Here is a 16,574-nt window from a genome sequence, read left to right as displayed (position 1 = left end):
TGAAACGTCTATTGTTGCTTTTCAATTACAGTAGCAGCAATTCGTTCAAACTCTTTTTGAATCTCCTCTTTATATGCATCTACTATTGAAAAATCCATAGCAGCAATATAAATTCGTTCTAATTTATCACGAATCGATTTTGCTTTCGCTAAGAAAGACATCGCCTCATTCATTTTTGCTTTATATTGAATGGAAACATCACGAATTTCCTTCGCATATTTCTCATCCGTCCCTGGCGTAACAATAAGGGCATACATATCAATAATTTCATCACCCTCGCGACTTGGAAAATATTCATGTGGTGCGGTGCTATCAAAAATTGCAAAACCTAATTCTCTTACGATAACCATATCAAGACTATTCGGGTCAAATCCGCAATGATATACTTCAACTTCAAACCCTTTTTCTTCAGCTGCCTTAGCTAACTTTTTGAGCATCGTTGATTTTCCAGAACCTGGGCGCCCTTTTATAAAATAACGATGTGGTAACCCTTCTGTTAAATTAGGAACAAAATCAACTGCTCCTTTCGGTGTAGCAGCTCCTAAAAAACGATGTTTTATAAGCGATTGTCTCCCGCTTTTATCTGCAAATAATTTCTGGATTAGCTGATTGGTTAGTTCATTTGCTTTATTAAAATCTATATTATCAATATATATCTTCTCCCACTCATCATGTATAACCAATGCCTCTTTAAAACGTGCGTAAGCAGACTGAAAAGCTTTGCTTGCTTCTGAAACAAATCTTTCAATTTCTAACTTCTGCTTTCTTAGTTTATCTGAGTCCCAAGCAATTCCTAAATTTATATACTCTTCAACAACTCCTGGCATTTTTGGCTCAATAACATGCGGCGATGTCCCATCAACAATTCCTACTTTTAATTTTGGGATAATTACACCATCAACCGATTTATTATCAGAAGAACAATGTAAAAATTCAATATCATATCCTTTTTCAATCCATTCACGACCTATTGCCTTTATTAAAGAAGATTTTCCCGTTCCTGGGCCACCCTTTAAGATAAATAATCTGTCTAATCCTTTTAAATTCTCTTCGTATAAATTGTGAAATCCCCTAGCTGTATTACCACCAGCATAATAATTTAATACATTTCCTGTCACTGCACTCACTCCTTCGCAGCATTCTATTTACATAAGCTACAATATGCGAGCAGCTTTATTTGGGTGAATACCTATTTTGTATTGCACGCAAAAAGGAAATGAATTACAATTTAACTATCGGAAAATTCCGATTTTAAAAACTGAATACTTCTTTATCAAGAGAGGCAGAGGGACCGGCCCTTTGAAGCCCAGCAACCTCAGTTTATACAAACTGAATAGGTGCTAATTCCTGCAAAATGCAATGCATTTTGGAAGATAAAACTCAACTAGCATGTAAAGCTCATCTTTCTTGATACTGAAGGATGAGCTTTTTATTATTTGAAAAACATATATTGGAGGTATGTAAAATGAAAGTAATTGATTTATCACAAACATTTGAAAATAATATGTCTCAATTTCCTGGAACACCTAAAATACAACTAGAAGCTGTTACAAGTGTTGAAGAATCAGGATATCAAGTTACAGATTTTCATTCTGTCGTTCATGTTGGCACGCATTGTGATGCTCCTGCGCATTTTATTTCAGGCGCAACGACCATCGATCAATTACCGCTGGATCAATTTGTAGGTGAAGCTGTTCTTATAGATGTAACACATATTCAAGAGCGAAAATTACCTAAGACAGTATTGCATAATACTGACATAAAAGAAGGTGATATTGTTATTTTTCATTCTAATCTATCCACAAAATGGAATACAGAAGCTTATGAGAAGGAAGCATTTTATCTTTCTGAAGAATTAGCTAAAGAACTAGTGCGATTAAAAGTAAAATCTATCGGTTTAGATTTCATTTCTCCTGATGAAGTCACAACAGAAACATCACCGATTCATCACATATTACTAGGGAATGATATTTACTTAATTGAAAACTTAACAAATCTAGATGCTATCGAAGCAAAACGTTTCTTTTTCTCAGCAGCACCTTTAAAAATTAAAAATAGTGACGGTGCTTTCGCAAGAGCATTTGCTGTGATTTTTTAAACACAGCCTATAAAAAAAGCAAAGGCCACTACTGGTCTTTGCTTCTATATTTTCTATTTAAATTAAGAAAGAATTGTTCCACACGAGGACGCACCCAAGCTAAACAATCTATCTCTTTCTTCTTTGTGCAAGCTATCTCTTCTCCATCTACCATTTCAACAAGTTCTAGTTCTAACAGTTGCCTCGTGAATGCTAACATATTCACTTCTTCGGATGGATACTCTTCTTTTAATTTCTCCTCAATTTCCCCCAATAAAAAACCGTCACGCATCATTGCCAATGCATCAATCCAAAGTGGCGGCATTTCATATTTTTCTCCTGTAATTGTATCTTTTACAATATAATTCTTTTGCTCTTTTCGAAATTGAATCGTGTGTAAACATACAGTCGAATTTAATGTTAATTCCATCATACCACCTCTTTCATAATATCTGCATAGAAAAAAGGATGCGTGTGCACCCCTTCTTATCTTTTCATAACACTACTGAACCGCTACATGAGCAATCAATCTCATGTCGATATTTTCCTCCATTATAAACGAAGTATTTTATAAAAAAAACCCTTCTTGAAACATTTTATAAAATGTTTATATTTACACAACAAGAACACTTTTCTGAAAAATCTTTTCTCCCAATACATTAAAAGGTCGGCAAAAAAATTTCTACTTTCGTTCCTACTCCTACACTACTTTGGATCGTGATACTCCCTTGATGTTCCTTAATAATTTTATATGTAATCATTAATCCAAGTCCTGTACCAGTCTCCTTTGTTGTGTAAAACGCCTTGCCGATTTTTTCTAACTTCTCATTCTCTATACCAAATCCTTGGTCTTCAACAGAAATACACAAATGTCCTTGCGTTTTTTGATATGCACGGATATGAATTTCTCCACCCTCTGGCATTGATTCTATTCCATTTTTAATGATATTTAATAACACTTGTTTTAATTGCTTATCATCACCGTTTATAGCCGGTAAATTCCCATCTACTTGTAAATGACATTTAACTCTATATTGCGTTGCATAACTTTCCATTAGATGCACAACATATAGAAGGATGTCTCGTATATTACACCTTTCATAATTTGTTGGCTTTGGTTTTCCTAACAACATCAATTCACTAACAAATCCATTGACTCTTTCAATTTCTTGTAGCATAATGTCGTAGCTCATCGTATCAGTTGGATTTCTTTCTTTTTGCATTTGCGTAAACCCTTTTAACGCTGTTAGCGGATTTCGAATTTCATGGGCAATTGTTGTAGACATAGTCCCAATCACAGCTAAATTTTCCGTCTCTTTCATATTGTTCATCATTTCAACCACTGTTCTTACATAAGATTGAAATCGTTTTAATAAAGAATGTGAAATAATGAAATAGAATATACATAAAACAAGTGGAATTACCACTTTTAAATCTTGTAATAGCAATGTGAAAAATACGTACTTTCCAATTACACTAAAGGACACTAAATAAAAGTATTTTTTATTCACGAAAACTGGGGCAAATAAAATTAATAACATTTCTACCATACTGCCATGTTCAAAAGGTCTATCCGTTCGCAAATAAATCATTAAATTATTCACAAGATTGATAAACATGTACCCAAATAAAAATAAATATTTTACAGAATATACATACCCTCTTTTTTGAAGATATATAGAAATAGGAAATAATGCTATTACAAATATAGGCACACCTACCCCAAGACCACCTTCTGGCCAACCTACCGCTGTTCCACTAATATTCATAGCAGGATATACAAAATAATATATAGCGTCATATAAAAAGAATATAATATAAAATAATAATATAAATACCTTTAAGGCTCTTCTTTCTTCATAAATCAAGCTCTTGTATTTATTCATATAAAAACTCCCCTTGATCGATACAAAAAACTTTCATTGTTATCTCCTTAAAGTATAAGTATGAAATTGCTTTCAGGGCAATATTTAACCTTATAATACTGAAAGGAAGGAGATCTCTCCTTCCTTTTGGTAACAACTTACATCCATCTTACCCTGTCATGTAACAATCCATCCGTAAAATTATTATGCCCCATTACAAAATCCTTCATATATAAATTTAAATACTCACCGTACTTACTTTCTGTATTTAATAACAACTCCTCGACGTAATAAGCACCTTGTTCAAATTGATCTAAAAGTAAACTGGACAAGCCCGCATAAATCCCGCACCCTACCTGAAAATACGTTGCATTCGTTTTATATTTACGAAAAACTTGGCTACTATTCATCACATTATACATATATGTCTCACTATTTTCATAAACGAGTAACACACCGACCAAGTCCTCTCCAGCAACCTCTTCTTCCGCTGGATTAAACACTTTACGATTCCAGTTCCATAAATCTTCTACTTGATCTAAGTTCTGTCTAATTATATTTGTTGTATACTCATTAATTCGATAAAGAAAACCAACTTCCATATTGAAGTTTTTCCCTAAAATTAATACTTCCTCATGTGGCATTAAACAACCATAGAATTCTTTTTCTCCTAACTTCACTTTATACTCTGAAGAATATACATCTTCATAAAAGTAAAGAGGACGATGATGACTCATATACATCGGATAACTCCAGATCGCTTCATCTAAAAATCGCTCTACTGCCCATGAAGCATAAAGTGTATGTGGCTTTATAAGTGCTGTATCATTCAAAAATGATGTGTCATGTTCTACAATATAACATGCTCTTGGCCTTTCATTTGGTCGTTCCTTCATAAGCTCAACAACCATCCATTGAACAACACCTGGATTCATACCTGAACCTATAATCGCTTTTGTATTTGTAAATTTCTCTTTCTCCTTCTCAAACCTTGTATATCTTTCCGTAAGCTGAAAACCGATTAAGCTATCGTCCTGATCTACTGCCTCATTTTCCAAGGCTGAATTAATATAACAAATTCCTAGTTCATTACAGCAGCTTAATACTCTAATTGTATCTGCCCCTGAAACATCAATCACAACACTCGTTCTTTTTTCTTTTAAATGTTTTTTAAATTCCACTACATTTTGAAGGTTTATTTCATATAAATATAATTGATCTTTCAAATTCGAAAACAACTCATCGTAATAATTCCTATCTTTTTGTTTTATATCCACCAAATGAAATTTAGCATTCTTTAATACTTCATAAATTGGATCTTTTTCATTTGCTATCGCTTGATTTAAAATTGCTAAAACTGCTTTTGCTGCTCCACCAGCACTACCAAGTAATGTAATCGATAACGGATTTAGAAACTGCTCCACCAACAAAACCCCTTTAATAAATTAGTTGAGCAGCTCCTCCTCAAAAAATAAATTGAATACATAAAAAGATAGCTCGTACACATTTCTTTATAAATTTGTGCAAAATTTTTCAAAAAAAATCATACCATAATATATTTATGTTCAATTCATTTTTCCCCTCATATTCAAATCGAGCTAAACAAATAGGCTCGACCTTTTCTTCTGCATATAAAAGAAAAAGCCAGCCCTTTTTCAACTAGCTTACGGACAATGGACAGATTTTACATGTTGAATATTTACATACATTTTCGCATCACGTGCTTTTAATATTTCAATATGCCCTTCATCAATTTTCGCCATCTTTCCAATCTTATTAGATTCCTCACCTAAATCGAACACCATGATTTTCCCAGCCATTTTAATAAGTTGTTCTTCAAACGTTCGAGCTAACGTAATATTTAACGGATTTACGGGGAGTTCATTTTTATTGAGGGCATACGGCACTTGGTTTTCTTTATACGGAATTAACCATTTTAAATGTTTTAAAGATATATATACCGTTTTATAAACCGGACTATAAAAAACAATATAATCATTCATCACACTTGTAACATAACCATGTATTGGAGCACTTCCTGCTACATAAACTTCTGTAAAAATTCCTTTAGAAGTACTTAATACTTTTCTCAAAGAAATTGAAGGGGATTCCCTCTTAATTACAGAATCAACATCTGGTTTTAATATTTCTTCGTCATATGGTCTTAAAAACTTATAGTATTGTACATGATATAAAGATATATATACATAGTCTTGTCCATTGTAAAGAACAACGATATCATTTCCTACATCTATTAATACACCTTTAAATCTTTTTTCACCGATTAATTTAACATATATATTTTCTCCAATACTTTTGTTTAACTCATTCATCTATATCCTCCTTCCTATGAATTTCTTCTTACCTGTCTTCCACTTCTAAAAAAATAATCAGGGCAAAGTTCTGTTTTAATAGTAAGTAATTCCTTTTCATACTATCGAAATAAGAAATTTTTCTTCTCTTTCCCTCATAATGCCCCTCTTATTTATTAAACATTATTCATCTTCATTCTTTTTACATTTCACTACTTGACTCACACTCTTAATATGATAATTAATGATATAAATGACTTCGTCGCCGTTTACTAGTGTAATACATTCTTCATGCACTTCACTTAATAATCCTTCCACACACTCTGGACCGCCACGATTAATTTTTACCCACTTATACTTCAAGTCTTTTAATATATCTAGAAAAGTATCCTCATCAGAGCAGAAACATGAACTATAGCAATCGCCACATTTACTTTCTTTCACTTTCTTCACTAGACTCTTCACATGTTTCAACTGATAATATACTAATTCACCATGAGGTAGTTGTAATGTAAGATAGTCTTTTCCTAACGATACGAGCTCACCAACTCGACTTTCTGGTCCACGAAGGTTTACTTTTACAGTCTCACCAACTAAACATTTAATTTGGTCACAGCATAATACATTCTCCAATTTCGTATCCCCCTTTCTAATTATCTTCCTCTACTTGATTGTCTTTGTGCACGAGCACGACCTGAATTATCGCTACTTTCCTTACTATCGTCGCTCTCATCGCTCTCTTCGCATGCTAAAGCATTATAGTTAACACTTTTAATATGCTTTATTGCAATTAATATAATTTCTTCTTTTACGATTAATGTTACGAAGTCACAAGAAACATCTTGCAAAATGCCTTCCACTTTCTCTGGACCGCCGCGATTAATTTTCACCCAGCAATATTTGAAACTTTCAAGTAGTGCTTCAAAATCTTCTGCACAGGCGCAATCTTCCCACTCACAATCACTTGATCCACATTCTTTCGCATTTTTTGTAATACTTTTTAGATGTTTAAGTTGATAGTAATAAAGCTCACCTTTTTCATTCTTCAATACGAAGTAGTCCTGACATACTGATATTATTGTTCCTTTTTGAGATTCTGGACCACCCCTGTTTACTCTCACAAAAGATCCAATTAAGTCTTTCAAAAAATCACAATGAAATAAACTCACGAGAAAACCCCTTCCATTAATTTATAAGCTTTTGCACTGATAGTATATGTATCTGTACAGGTTACGTTCTCTATGTTTGTCCTAGCTAGAAAAAAATATGCTTTTAACATGGTAGACTACTACCTATCAAAATTTGAAGAAAGGCTAAGAACTCCTTATGTTTTTGATATCTTCAAACAAAAAATCCCTTATGAAGATACATTTCTGCATATCTTCATAAGGGATTTCCCATAGTTTAATCTTCGTCTTTAACATCCATATCTTCTGGAATTGGTTCGTTCAATATTTCTTCCACTAATTGCTTATATTTCTCCATTTGTTCTAAATGCGTATTGAATTGTTCTTTATTTACTAAATATTGCTCTCCATCGAATAGCGCACGAATTTTCTTTTGCTGAATTAACTCTTCAATATACGATTTTGGTAAATTCAAATACTCCGCAGTCTCTTCTATTGTTATATACAATGCATTCATTCCTTTATTATTTTTTCATCTATACTGTATCTTACTTTACTTTATTTTTGTAAACAAATAAAAAAGATTTTGTAAATGCAGTTCAAAAAGCAGGTAGATGCATTCCATATATTGTATAGTATTATATAGTAAGAATTTTTTAAATATAGAATGGTATTACCCATTTACACAAAGGAGAGTTAACATATGGCTACTCGTCACATCATTACAATGTTAGAAAAAACACTACAAGTTGAAACAGAAAACACAATTTCTCATTTGAATGTATCTTTATCTGATCGTTTTCTTTCTCAAAGCACAGCAATACATGAAAACAATTGTTATCATACAATTGGTGAATGGTACAAAAATCATTTCTTATTCCAACAAGATGATTTCCTTTGGGCTAAATATGCCTTCTATGACGCATATTGTGAAGCCATCCAAAAACAAGGTCATCTTACAAAACGCGTCCGTCAAATATTAGAATCATTGGCTCGAAAACACGGAAAACAGTATATTGCTTCTATACTAAATATGCCATTTCCTAATGAACGCGCTAAAGGGACAGCGTAATTTAGCCATGTTCTGTGTAAGCAAAACATAGCTAAATTGTTTTCTAGGATGCTTTACCAATAAAATGTTCATATCATATGAACTGATGAAACCGGTGTCATTATAATGATAGAAAATATAGTAAACAGGAAAACCCCCACGTACATCTCTCATTCACTTGAATAGAGAAATACGTGGGGGTATACTTGTTCCTTATTATTTCATCATCTGCTTAATCAGTTCGCGATTTCTCTTCTTAAATACTTCATTATGAGAAGAAACCATTCCATACTCACTTGCATCTGGTTGGATAAATTGTTTTGCTTTATTCACAGCATTTCCAGCATCTTGGAATGCACCTGCAATTAAGTGTAGTTTCCCTTCGTGCTTTAAAATATCTCCAGCAGCATATAATCCATCTACTGAAGACTCACTATTTGCATTACCTGCAATATAATAATTATCTATAATTGCAACGTCTAACTCACTATTTTCTAATAATGTAATGTCGCGTTCATATCCATGATTAATAATAACTTCATCAATAGGTAAATGAGAAACCTCACCTGTTTCATGATTTGTTAATTCTACATATTCGATCGCTTCATGGTTATCACCAGCAATTAATTTTGTAATCGATGTATTAAAGAAACACTCCGCTGAGCTGTTCATAAGTTGTTTTACTTGTGCTTCATGACCAGATAATTCTTCTTTTCTATAGGTTACATACACTTTTTTCGCAATTGGTTCTAATTCATTTGCCCAATCAACAGCAGAATTGCCTCCACCGGAAATAATAACTGTTTTACCTTTGAAACGCTTTAAAGATTTAACTGTATAATTTAAATTCGATACTTCAAATCGCTCAGCACCTTCAATAGATAACTTTTGCGGTTTCAATATACCACTTCCTGTTGCGACGATAACTGTTTTTGAAAAGTGTTCTTCGCCAGTACTTGTTTTTAATGTAAAAGTACCATCTTGATTACGAATAATCGATTCTACTTTTGTATCTAATACAACTTCCGGCTTAAATGTTAACCCTTGCTGTACAAGTTGTTCAATTAACTTATCACCTGTAACTGGCAATAGTCCTCCTACATCCCAAATCATTTTTTCCGGATACACATGTATTTTTCCACCTAAATGTGGTTGAAATTCTATTATTTTCGTTCTCATTTCTCTGAGTCCACTATAAAAAGCTGAATAAAGCCCTGCAGGTCCTCCGCCTATCACGGTTACATCAAACAATTCTTCTCGATTCATTCGTGCTCACTCCTCAGCTATTAATCATTGATTATCATTCTCAATAAAATATAACCTGTTTCCGCAAAATTTACAATCAAAATTACTATTGACAATACACCTATATAAAATTATATTATTTAAAGAATCAATAGTGATAATCATTATCATTTTGTTAATAATTAGCAAATTTGAGATTACATCTTCTTTCATTAATATGGTTATTACTATATTATAAAATCTCATATTCAAGATTTTTAATAAATTATTTTGCATTACCACTACTATTTCAAAAAGATTGCAGTTAAACAAATTATTGTATACACATATTATCTATGTTAAAGGAGAAAGACGATGAAAAAGTTATTTATTTCACTAACAGTCCTTTTCGTTCTTGTCATGAGTGCTTGTAGCAATGGCTCTACAGACAAAAAGAATGATGCAAAAGGTAGCAAATCAGAAACAATTACATACCAAACTGAAGATGGTAAAAAAATAGAAGTTCCTGCAAATCCAAAACGCGTTGTTGTATTATCATCATTCGCTGGTAACGTAATGTCATTAGGTGTAAATCTTGTTGGGGTAGATTCATGGTCTAAACAAAATCCACGTTTTGATAGTAAACTTAAAGATGTTGCTGAAGTATCAGATGAAAATGTTGAAAAAATCGCTGAACTAAATCCAGATTTAATCATTGGTTTATCAAATGTTAAAAATGTTGATAAGTTAAAGAAAATCGCTCCTACTGTAACTTACACTTACGGAAAAGTTGATTACTTAACACAGCATTTAGAAATTGGTAAGTTATTAAACAAAGAAAAAGAAGCAAAAACTTGGGTTGATGACTTCAAGAAACGCGCACAAGAAGCTGGTAAAGAAATTAAAGCAAAAATCGGTGAAGATGCAACAGTTTCTGTTGTTGAAAACTTCAACAAACAGCTTTATGTATACGGCGAGAACTGGGGCCGTGGAACAGAAATCCTGTACCAAGAAATGAAATTAAAAATGCCTGAAAAAGTAAAAGAAAAAGCATTAAAAGAAGGTTACTACGCATTATCTACTGAGGTATTACCTGAATTTGCTGGTGATTACTTAATCGTAAGTAAAAACAAAGATACTGATAACTCATTCCAAGAGACAGAATCATATAAAAACATCCCAGCAGTAAAAAATAATCGCGTATATGAAGCAAACATGATGGAATTCTATTTCAATGATCCACTTACATTAGATTTCCAACTAGACTTCTTCAAGAAGAGCTTTCTTGGTAAATAATACAAACATGAGGAATTCTTAATTTAAGAATTCCTCTTCCTTTATTCTATGAACAGAAAAGATGTGAAACGAATGACAAAAGATCATGACAATCCACGTTCTATAGCTTTTACATACAAACTAATTTTAAGCTTAATTGCATTCTTTCTTATTTTTACGGTTGCAATGGTATTAGGTGCTGCAGATACTTCGATAAAAGATGTATGGTTAGCACTCACTTCCTCCGCTAAAGGAGACAAAATATCTATTATTCGAGAAATACGTTTACCACGTGAAGTTGCTGCTATTTTTGTAGGAGCTGGATTAGCCGTTTCTGGGGCAATTATGCAAGGATTAACACGAAATCCACTTGCGGATCCTGGATTATTAGGGCTATCTGGTGGAGCAAATGCTGCGCTTGCACTGACACTTGCTTTCAACCCTTCCATCAGCTATCTTTACTTAACATTAGCTTGCTTTATCGGTGCGGCAATTGGCGCAATTATGGTATTTGGAATTGGTATGGTGAAAAAAGGCGGCCTTTCTCCTCTTCGAATTGTATTAGCGGGCGCTGCAGTTTCAGCATTTCTACTCGCAATTTCAGAAGGAATCGGCATTTACTTTAAAATTTCACAAGATGTATCACTTTGGACTGCTGGGGGCGTAATTGGAACAACTTGGAGCCAATTAAAAATTATTATTCCAGTCATTTCAATTAGTATCTTTATCGCTATCTTACTAGCAAAAAAATTGACAGTTCTTAGTTTCAGTGAGGAAGTGGCTATTGGACTAGGTCAAAAAATTATTGTTATTAAAACTATTTTATTTATCATTATTATCTTACTTGCAGGTGCATCTGTAGCGCTTGTTGGAAATATGGCATTTATCGGCTTAATGGTACCTCACATGGTACGCCCAATTGTCGGTCCAGATTACCGATTTGTTATACCGATGTCAGCAATTGCTGGAGCTTCCTTTATGCTACTTGCAGATACAATCGGACGTACTATTAACGCTCCATACGAAACACCAGTTGCGGCAATTGTCGCGATTGTAGGGTTACCATTCTTCCTATTCATTGTACGTAAAGGAGGAAAAACATTCTCATGATGCAATCTATTTTAAGAAAACAGCGTCTCATTATACTCGCTTTACTTATAGTAATCATCACAACCATTGTAGTTGGAATGGGACTTGGTTCAGCATCTTTATCTTATGATCGACTACTCCCAACATTAATGGGGCAAGGGACTTTTAAAGAGGAGTTTGTTTTATACTCTTTAAGACTACCTAGAATTGTCATTACATTATTAGCTGGTATGGCTCTCGCTTTATCAGGGGCTATTCTGCAAGGAATTACCCGAAATGATTTAGCTGAACCTGGTATTCTTGGTATTAACTCTGGGGCTGGTGTTGCTGTTGCTATTTTCTTTTTATACTTTCCAATAGACGTAGGTTCATTTCTTTACTTACTACCTGTCGTTGGATTTATTGGGGCATTTCTGACAGCTGTTCTAATTTACGTGTTTTCATATAGTAAATCAACTGGACTTCAACCAATACGATTAACATTAACTGGTATCGGTTTTGCATTTGCACTATCTGGAGCGATGATTGTCCTTATTTCATCCGCTGATCGTATGAAAGTGGACTTTATTTCAAAATGGATTGCCGGAAATATTTGGGGAGATGACTGGATTTTCGTTTTAGCAATGCTCCCATGGTTAATCGTATTAATTCCGTTTGTTTTCTATAAAGCAAATCGATTAAACATTTTAGCATTAAACGAACCAGTCGCAATTGGCGTTGGAATTGAAATTGAAAAAGAACGCAGGTACTTATTAGTTGCAGCCGTTGCACTTGCAGCCGCAGCTGTTTCCGTAACAGGAGGAATTAGCTTTATCGGATTAATGGCTCCTCATATCGCGAAATCTTTAGTAGGTCCAAGACATCAAATCTTCATGCCTATCGCCCTTTTAATCGGCGGATGGCTATTATTATTAGCTGATACAATCGGACGAAATATCGTTGATCCTAATGGCATTCCAGCAGGTATTGTCGTTGCTTTAATTGGGGCTCCTTACTTTATGTATTTGTTGCTTAAAAAAGCGTAAAAAATACCCTCAAGATCTTTTCTTGAGGGTGTCTTTGTTTCATTCTACTGCTGCCCATACCCTTCAAACTTCTTCGCCAAATTCTCCATCTCATCTTCTGGCAATAGCTTTGGTTCCCCAATGCTTTTCGTTTGATAATAAATTTGAGCACAAAACTCAATCTCTTCTGCAACAGTAAACGCCATTTTTATATTATTTGCACCAGCAATTAAACCGTGATTTGCAAGTAAAACAGCACGGCGATCAATCATGCCTTCAAAAGCAGCCTCCGCTAATTGCTTCGTACCAAATGTTTCATACGGCGCACAGCGGACATTCGGGCCTGCAAAAGCAATTAAATATGACACAGCCGGAAGCTCCCATCCTAATGAAGCAATCGTCTTCGCGTAAGGAGAATGTGTATGCACAAGCGCATTTATATCTTCACGCTTCCTATAGTAAATAAGGTGCATATCTAATTCACTTGATGGTTTTCTCTCTCCTTCTACTACTTCACCATCTAGGTTTAATATAACTACATCTTCAGGCTTTGTTTCATAATACTCTAAACCACTTGGGCTAATCGCAACAAGACCTTGTTCACGATTAAAGATACTAATATTACCGCCCGTTCCCTTTGTTAAACCACTAGAAATCATTTTCTTTCCATACGCTACAATTTCTTCTCTTTCTTTTTGTAATAACATATACATCCCCCTAAGTATGAAGCTTATGATGACTGACTTTTATATTTATCTACTTATTGAAATAGCTTTTTTAAATTCTCCGTAAATGGTGCCTTTACAATCCCTTTTTCTGTAATAATCGCTGTTACATTTTCATGTGGAGTAACATCAAATGCTGGATTATATACTTTACTTTCTTTCGGAGCAGAATATTGTCCGAAGCGATTAATCACTTCAGAAGCATCTCTTTCCTCGATGGGAATTTCTTTTCCTGTCGGTGTTTTTAAGTCGATTGTCGGCGTTGGCGCTGCTACATAAAACGGAATGTTGTAGTATTTCGCTAAAATAGATAAGCCTAATGTTCCAATTTTATTTGCTATATCACCGTTCGCTGCTACACGGTCACATCCAACAATTACCGCATCAATCTTCCCTTGTGACATGACCATAGCTGCCATATTATCTGTAATAACAGTAACGTCAATGCCTGCTCGCTGCAGTTCTAATGCTGTTAACGTTGAACCTTGTAATCTAGGGCGTGTTTCATCAGAATAGATTTTTAAGTCCCATCCTTTTTCTTTCGCTAAATACATTGGAGCTGTCGCAGTACCATACTTAGTTGTCGCTAACGCACCAGCATTACAATGTGTTAATACTCCCATTCCATCATGGAATAATGTTAATGCATGTTCTCCAATTTGACGGTTAATTTCTTCATCTTCTCTATGAATCTCTTTTGCCTCTTCTAGTAATCTATTTTTCAGCTGTGAGATTGATAAGTCAGTATTCGCCGTCGCTACATTCTCCATTCTTTCAAGTGCCCAAAATAAATTTACTGCAGTCGGTCTTGATGTCGCCAAGTATGTACATACCTTTCTTACTTCATCCATAAATCCTTCTTCCGTACCTTCAGCAAATTCCTTTATCCCTAAATACACTCCATAAGCTGCTGAAACACCAATCGCTGGTGCACCTCGTACTTTCATTACTTGAATGGCATCCCACACACTTTCAGCTGTTTTAAAAGATTCATAAACAATTTCATTCGGTAATAACGTTTGATCTAACAAAACTAAAGCATCATCTTTCCACTGAATTGGTATTAATTGCTCTTCCATCATATTCTCCCCTTACTCCACGTAGTGCATTGACTGTTCTTTTAACGTTTCTACAAAACTTGTACCCGTTCTATATTGATTCGCTCGTAAAATAAAACTCTTCGCTACTTTAAGACAAATTCGCTCCGCTCTAGCACGTGCTTCCTCATTCTCAATACAAGTAATATCTTTTACTTTCGCTAATCCAACAATACGGCGGATTAATTCAAGACCTGTCACTGCAGCTGTATCCTCTAATACAGATTGTAAATAGGCTTCGTTAAAGCCTTCTTCCTTCGCCATAATCTCGGTCACATGAATATCCCAAGCATCTAAAAACTTCTTCTTAAATAAATCAATTACCTCTACCATCGTAGTTTGTAACCAATCCATATACGTATCTTTCTCAGCTCCAGGTAGCATCGTTGCATCTGCATTCACCCAAGCAAACATTAAATTCGCCATTACATTCCCGACGTCATATCCCATAGGTCCATAAAAAGCAAACTCAGGATCAATAACCTTTGTAGAATCATCTCTTACAAAAACAGAACCAGTATGTAAATCACCATGAATAAGCGCCTGTGCATTCGTCATAAAAGAAAATTTACGTTTCGCTACTTCCATACGAAGCTCTTTATCACTATAAATATGCTCCCTAATCCATCCCTCATTTAAAGGAAATAACTCATTACGCTTATTATGATTTGTAAATGGTTCTGAATATACGAGGTCCTCTGTAATCTCACATAATTCAGGATTTATATAATTCTTCACAAGTTCCTTCTTCTCTTTATGATTCATTACAACATCCGATGTTAATAAAAGTGTATTTACCATAAAAGTAGTTAAGTCGTCAGCAAGCCGCGGAAATATTTGATGATTTATAAGTGCTGTACGTAATATTGTGTGATCCGATAAATCTTCCATTACGCAACAGTTCATCACACTATCAAATAAATACACCTTAGGAACAAGTCCAGGTGCTAACTCATCCTCTAACTGCAAAACATCTGATTCTATACGAATACGATTCGTCGATAACTTAAACTCATCTGAAATGCGGGCTGTATCCCCAGCTTGCTTTACGATGACAGACATGTTCTCTTTTTCATCCCAAACGCGGAACACATAATTTAAATTGCCATCACCTATTTCTTTACACTTTAGCCCCTTTGCATGTTCAAACTTAGATAATTTCTCTTTCACATATGCAATCACATCGTTAGCTTCCATTAAAAAATACTTCGTGAACTTAGACATGGTTTCCCCTCCACACTAATTGTAAGCGTTTTCTAAAAGCTGTAAAAAATAATGGGATTAAATCTTTCATCCTAAAATATATGATCTTCTTTTTGAAATGTATATCTAGGTTTTATTATATCTTGTTAGCACTTTGAGTCAATGTTTCTAACTATTATCGTAATATACTTCCTAATTATATATTTGAGATGACAAAAATTGTTCAAAAAATTTCCGATTCATTTTATTTTATTTATCACAAAATTCTTTGTAAAATAGAAATAAGCAGTTCCTTTTCAAAACCACAACTTCTAAGAAATATCTCCTTCCTAAGAAATTAAACTTACACACTATCTCTAACATACACACTAAACTTTCAACTACTCATCTAAAATTTATAGACTTAAAATTACCTTTCCATTCCCTGTTAGTCTTAATTGAGAATAAATATTAATTAAATTGGTATAAAGTTGGTTTATTCTCTTGACAAAATAACCACTTCTATATGATAATTAATATCGAATT

General features: G+C 34.0%; 17 protein-coding genes and 1 riboswitch. Of the genes, 5 read left to right on the top strand and 12 right to left on the bottom strand.

Annotated elements, in window-relative coordinates:
• Window positions 1-8: 8 nt before the first annotated feature.
• Window positions 9-1,118 carry a PRK06851 family protein gene (locus ACS2QP_RS19905; RefSeq protein ID WP_332284976.1) on the bottom strand — a complete coding sequence of 370 codons (1,110 nt, stop codon included), beginning with the start codon at window positions 1,116-1,118 and terminating at the stop codon, window positions 9-11.
• Between the two features lie 149 nt (window positions 1,119-1,267).
• Window positions 1,268-1,380, top strand: a riboswitch (SAM riboswitch).
• Between the two features lie 85 nt (window positions 1,381-1,465).
• Between ACS2QP_RS19905 and ACS2QP_RS19900 the strand changes: the two genes are divergently transcribed.
• On the top strand, window positions 1,466-2,098 hold the full coding sequence (locus tag ACS2QP_RS19900) for a cyclase family protein (protein WP_006926178.1): 633 nt from the start codon (window positions 1,466-1,468) through the stop codon (window positions 2,096-2,098).
• A gap of 28 nt (window positions 2,099-2,126) precedes the next feature.
• Here the strand turns inward: ACS2QP_RS19900 and ACS2QP_RS19895 are convergent, their stop codons facing one another.
• The 7 genes from ACS2QP_RS19895 to ACS2QP_RS19865 form a co-directional block, all read right to left on the bottom strand.
• Window positions 2,127-2,507 carry a hypothetical protein gene (locus tag ACS2QP_RS19895; RefSeq protein WP_000424116.1) on the bottom strand — a complete coding sequence of 127 codons (381 nt, stop codon included), beginning with the start codon at window positions 2,505-2,507 and terminating at the stop codon, window positions 2,127-2,129.
• A gap of 229 nt (window positions 2,508-2,736) precedes the next feature.
• Window positions 2,737-3,963, bottom strand: coding sequence for an ATP-binding protein (locus ACS2QP_RS19890; protein ID WP_001046096.1), 1,227 nt, complete (start codon window positions 3,961-3,963; stop codon window positions 2,737-2,739).
• Between the two features lie 137 nt (window positions 3,964-4,100).
• Window positions 4,101-5,366 carry an S-adenosylmethionine decarboxylase related protein gene (locus ACS2QP_RS19885; RefSeq protein WP_332284978.1) on the bottom strand — a complete coding sequence of 422 codons (1,266 nt, stop codon included), beginning with the start codon at window positions 5,364-5,366 and terminating at the stop codon, window positions 4,101-4,103.
• A 240-nt stretch (window positions 5,367-5,606) separates the two neighbouring features.
• Window positions 5,607-6,275 carry a hypothetical protein gene (locus tag ACS2QP_RS19880; RefSeq protein WP_001004274.1) on the bottom strand — a complete coding sequence of 223 codons (669 nt, stop codon included), beginning with the start codon at window positions 6,273-6,275 and terminating at the stop codon, window positions 5,607-5,609.
• A 162-nt stretch (window positions 6,276-6,437) separates the two neighbouring features.
• Window positions 6,438-6,887: a hypothetical protein gene (locus tag ACS2QP_RS19875; RefSeq protein WP_017673757.1), complete on the bottom strand. Its 450-nt coding sequence runs from the start codon at window positions 6,885-6,887 to the stop codon at window positions 6,438-6,440.
• A 20-nt stretch (window positions 6,888-6,907) separates the two neighbouring features.
• The gene (locus ACS2QP_RS19870) at window positions 6,908-7,423 is read right to left on the bottom strand and encodes a hypothetical protein (protein WP_017673756.1); all 516 of its coding nucleotides are present in this window, start codon (window positions 7,421-7,423) and stop codon (window positions 6,908-6,910) included.
• Between the two features lie 235 nt (window positions 7,424-7,658).
• On the bottom strand, window positions 7,659-7,898 hold the full coding sequence (locus ACS2QP_RS19865; RefSeq protein ID WP_002025240.1) for a helix-turn-helix domain-containing protein: 240 nt from the start codon (window positions 7,896-7,898) through the stop codon (window positions 7,659-7,661).
• A gap of 186 nt (window positions 7,899-8,084) precedes the next feature.
• Between ACS2QP_RS19865 and ACS2QP_RS19860 the strand changes: the two genes are divergently transcribed.
• Window positions 8,085-8,453, top strand: coding sequence for a hypothetical protein (locus ACS2QP_RS19860; RefSeq protein WP_016121517.1), 369 nt, complete (start codon window positions 8,085-8,087; stop codon window positions 8,451-8,453).
• A 195-nt stretch (window positions 8,454-8,648) separates the two neighbouring features.
• Here the strand turns inward: ACS2QP_RS19860 and ACS2QP_RS19855 are convergent, their stop codons facing one another.
• A complete protein-coding gene (locus tag ACS2QP_RS19855) occupies window positions 8,649-9,698 on the bottom strand; it encodes an NAD(P)/FAD-dependent oxidoreductase (RefSeq protein ID WP_001078299.1) in 1,050 nt (349 codons plus the stop codon).
• A 333-nt stretch (window positions 9,699-10,031) separates the two neighbouring features.
• Here ACS2QP_RS19855 and ACS2QP_RS19850 point away from each other — a divergent pair, with 333 nt between their 5' ends.
• The 3 genes from ACS2QP_RS19850 to ACS2QP_RS19840 are packed head-to-tail and all read left to right on the top strand — an operon-like array spanning window position 10,032 to window position 13,045.
• On the top strand, window positions 10,032-10,952 hold the full coding sequence (locus tag ACS2QP_RS19850; RefSeq protein WP_000732585.1) for an iron-hydroxamate ABC transporter substrate-binding protein: 921 nt from the start codon (window positions 10,032-10,034) through the stop codon (window positions 10,950-10,952).
• A 48-nt stretch (window positions 10,953-11,000) separates the two neighbouring features.
• Window positions 11,001-12,041 carry a FecCD family ABC transporter permease gene (locus tag ACS2QP_RS19845; RefSeq protein WP_061456717.1) on the top strand — a complete coding sequence of 347 codons (1,041 nt, stop codon included), beginning with the start codon at window positions 11,001-11,003 and terminating at the stop codon, window positions 12,039-12,041.
• Entirely contained in the window at window positions 12,038-13,045 is a 1,008-nt protein-coding gene (locus ACS2QP_RS19840) for a FecCD family ABC transporter permease (protein WP_000983752.1), read from the top strand. The genes ACS2QP_RS19845 and ACS2QP_RS19840 overlap by 4 nt, the downstream gene beginning before the upstream one ends.
• Before the next feature lie 44 nt (window positions 13,046-13,089).
• Here the strand turns inward: ACS2QP_RS19840 and ACS2QP_RS19835 are convergent, their stop codons facing one another.
• The 3 genes from ACS2QP_RS19835 to mtnK are packed head-to-tail and all read right to left on the bottom strand — an operon-like array spanning window position 13,090 to window position 16,070.
• A complete protein-coding gene (locus ACS2QP_RS19835; RefSeq protein WP_000926557.1) occupies window positions 13,090-13,731 on the bottom strand; it encodes an L-fuculose-phosphate aldolase in 642 nt (213 codons plus the stop codon).
• A 53-nt stretch (window positions 13,732-13,784) separates the two neighbouring features.
• Entirely contained in the window at window positions 13,785-14,831 is a 1,047-nt protein-coding gene (gene mtnA, locus ACS2QP_RS19830) for an S-methyl-5-thioribose-1-phosphate isomerase (RefSeq protein WP_332284980.1), read from the bottom strand.
• A 9-nt stretch (window positions 14,832-14,840) separates the two neighbouring features.
• Complete coding sequence (mtnK, locus tag ACS2QP_RS19825) at window positions 14,841-16,070, bottom strand: S-methyl-5-thioribose kinase (protein WP_078421465.1); 1,230 nt, start codon at window positions 16,068-16,070, stop codon at window positions 14,841-14,843.
• Window positions 16,071-16,574: the final 504 nt, after the last annotated feature.

The organism is Bacillus cereus group sp. Bce019 (genome assembly GCF_051781745.1).
In the GTDB taxonomy this organism is placed as follows: Bacteria; Bacillota; Bacilli; order Bacillales; family Bacillaceae_G; genus Bacillus_A; species Bacillus_A cereus.
Note: the sequence above shows the minus strand (reverse complement) of the source record. Positions and strands in the feature narration are given on the sequence as shown.